The organism is Paenibacillus sp. 01T424 (assembly GCF_056398745.1).
The window spans coordinates 1-3,313 of sequence record NZ_JBFTPZ010000098.1; the positions used below are offsets into that span (position 1 = coordinate 1).

2 protein-coding genes are annotated in these 3,313 nt (G+C 42.7%); both read right to left on the reverse strand.

What is annotated here, in order from left to right:
- Nucleotides 1–718 precede the first annotated feature (718 nt).
- On the reverse strand, nucleotides 719–2,263 hold the full coding sequence (locus AC1DPK_RS33975; protein ID WP_477513009.1) for a DUF1565 domain-containing protein: 1,545 nt from the start codon (nucleotides 2,261–2,263) through the stop codon (nucleotides 719–721).
- Nucleotides 2,264–2,493: 230 nt separating this feature from the next.
- Entirely contained in the window at nucleotides 2,494–2,961 is a 468-nt protein-coding gene (locus AC1DPK_RS33980; protein WP_477513010.1) for a DUF2691 family protein, read from the reverse strand.
- Nucleotides 2,962–3,313 lie beyond the last annotated feature (352 nt).

Here is a 3,313-nt window from a genome sequence, read left to right on the forward strand (position 1 = left end):
CCCTTGGATAGGCGTAACGAAGGAATGAGAGGGCATAGACCCGTTAAGACATGGGAGTGAAAACCTCCAAGGGTGGCGTGGAGAATGCGTGCAGTAAATCGAAGTATATAGGACGGTTATATCCCTCCTCTATTCCCGTGCGTCTTCATGTTACCGAAGTCTAACAGGGTATTCCCTTCATGTCTTCCCCCCCTTACTATCCGGGCGAAATCCTGCGAATAAGCGAGCATTCGTGAGAAAATTATATCGTACCAAGGGAGCATTCCTGTAGATTCATTAATTTGGACTTTAAATAAAAAAGAGCGCCTCTGCATGATAATTAACGTCTGTTAGGTATTTACGATTACCTTCACCGAATCCGACATTCCCCGTAATTTTACATACCACGTCAAAAATGACTCAACCATAAATTTCGAGTCGCATACCGCAGCCTTTGGCAGGCAAGTCAATTCACGATCAATAAAAAAAGCCACCTGGAAAGGTGGCTTGCACTCAAACAGAGTGCAAAAGTATAGATAGGAGTGGAGAGTCCTGTCCTGAACCCGTTGCTTTTAGAGTAACGTACTTTCATACCGTGCCTGATGCCAACCGTGCCGCTTTCAACAGCATTCAAAACCACTATTTCTTCATAATAGGAATGCTGCCCGTTAGCTTAATAAAATGAGCAGGCCACCGCAGCGCCTGCTCATCGATGTGTACTATTGAACTAACGTTTCCTTTACTCATCTGCCCCTATGTTAACTGATGCTCCCCGTAGTCTTGCTTGACCGTCAATGTCCAAGGTTTTGATGATCGAACTGTAAGATCTACCCGCATCGATTGCTGCGGAAGCAGCTTTAAGGTGGAAATTATTTTGGCCTTGATTCACAAACCGCGGTTCGGCAAATATAGAGTGTACATCATTTCTAGTACTGGTCTTATAAGCCGAAAAACCGACATATTCCTCGTTTTTCCAAATCCAATTTGCTTTCGAAACGTCTCCGGGGGCGTAATAAAGATTGTAGTCTACCACATTTCCCGAGTTTTTCGTGTGTTCGTTATAGATGAAGACATTCGATGATTCCGCAAAGATGATATTATTTGTGATCATATTATTCTTGGTATCATACTGTAGCAGAATTTGACCACTGCCGTCATTCAGCGAATTATTTTGATATAGGGTATTGTTGATGATCTTGCAATTCACAGTTGCGCCTCGTTCACTATCGTAGCCGCCCATCGCTATTCCCGTATACCGATTACTGTAGACAATGTTGCTTCGCACGGTAATATCGCTTGTGGATTTCCCWGCATGTTCACTGGCAATTTCAATGCCAATATCGTTCTTGTAACTGTAATTTCGTTCAATAACACTGTCTTTCCCCCCATCAATATAAATACCACCGGCCGCGTTGCTATTGTTAGGAAGTGATTTACCGTAAGAAGGGTTAAAGTTGGATGAGATGTTATATACTCTATTGCCACTGACTAATCCATTTCTCACTTGATCGTAGGACGGATGCGGCGCTACTCCTTCGAAGCCGATGAGATCGATTCCGATATTGTCATTATCATGAATGAGATTGTTCGTCACGGAAAAAGTATCGACATTTCCGTTTAAAACAAGGGACTCGCTTGAACCCAGTACCAGCTTGTAAAGCTCATTACCTTCTATCGCTACATGATGAATGGAGGCGGGTGCATCAGTACCATACACAGCGATACCGTGAGCATCCCGGCCAAGCAGGTCACTGCCGGTTGGTGCAGCGGTATTTTTGATATCATGCACTTTGTTATTCAGAATCTTAATATAGCTTCCTGAGCCGTGGACATATATACCTATAGGCAATTGATCTTTTTTCGTTGTGATAAAATTACGGATTTCAAACCCCTTTATCGTGATATGGCTGGCGTCTTCAATCTCAATAATGCCTTGTTGTCCTGTGACAGAAAGTCCGCTTCCATCAATGACTGCCCTTTCCTTCGGAAAGTTTACGAACGTGATCGAACCACCCCGGGCTGAGCCGGAGCGGGTAATTTTCAGCTTTTGCTTATAGACGCCCCCTCTAACATACACGGTACTGCCCGGTTTTACGACGTCTGCTGCATGCTGGAGAGTTCTCCAAGGAGATTTTTTGGTGCCCGCGTTATCATCGTTGCCTCTGGAGTCTACATAATAGGTGGGAGTGGCTGCTGAAGTAGAGGTGGCACGCAATTGCCCCATCATAATTATTACAGTTGCAACTACCGTACCAAGAATGAATAATTTACTCTTTGTTTGCATTGAGACGGATCTACCTTTCCAGAATGTTTCTTTTAATTATACTATAACGAATCTTAAGCACCATCAAGTAAACACTTGAGCAAATGTGATCAAGGAAAAGACTGGCGTACTTTGGACTCAGACGGGAATATCATTATCAGCATTTATTCTCTAGACTTGTTCAACTACCCGCCCGTTAACGTGTCCCGTTAGTTGAGCGATTACATTCAAGCAATGCAAACATGAATGCTTTACCATACAGAAAGTCTTGTTCTGAAATCATTTTCATCTGTAATGAAGTTTACTTCAGAAAACCCCATTGTTAGCGAGTTATTATAGAGCCTTTGGATTGTTTCTGGATCCTTACTATACACCGTAACATACACGCAATCGACCACTAAAATAACGAGGCTACATTCACTGATAATAAAATCTTCAAACGTTTGAATATCAATAATCTCTTTATTTCTTGGAAAAGCCTTTAGGTTTGCAAAAATCACATAATACTCGTTTTTTTCTATTGTCTGCTTTAATGTTTCGCCTTCCATTCCAATAACCTCATCAGGAAAGAGTGGCCGCCCTAACTCCCCGTACTCGATGAAATATGCTTCTTCACCGCCAACATACCAGTTATATGCAGCTACATCGACTGGCTTCAGTATCCCAGCCAAGTAGCTCCCGTACTCATTTGGTATTTCGAAGCTAATGCCTCTTATCATAATAACTCCTCTCCTATACTGCCCGTTACTTCAATGAAAAACGGCAAACGATTAATAGCGTTTGCCGTCTTTTCGTCATTCAACTATCGTTCCCCGTTAGTTCAATAAATCTTAACCTCAATCCGCATGGCTCAACTTACCCGTTAGTTCAATAGAATCAACAGTTTCAGTCCGATGGTATCCTCTTGTCTATGATTCAAGCCACCACTTTCAATCCTATGATAAAATACTTATAAATCCCACTATAGCCAAACGGCCAAAGCGGATATAATCTTACTCTAAATTACTGGAGGTAGCGCTCCGTACTCGGCCCACTGCTCTTTTGTCGGGCCGTAAAGATCCGGCACACGAA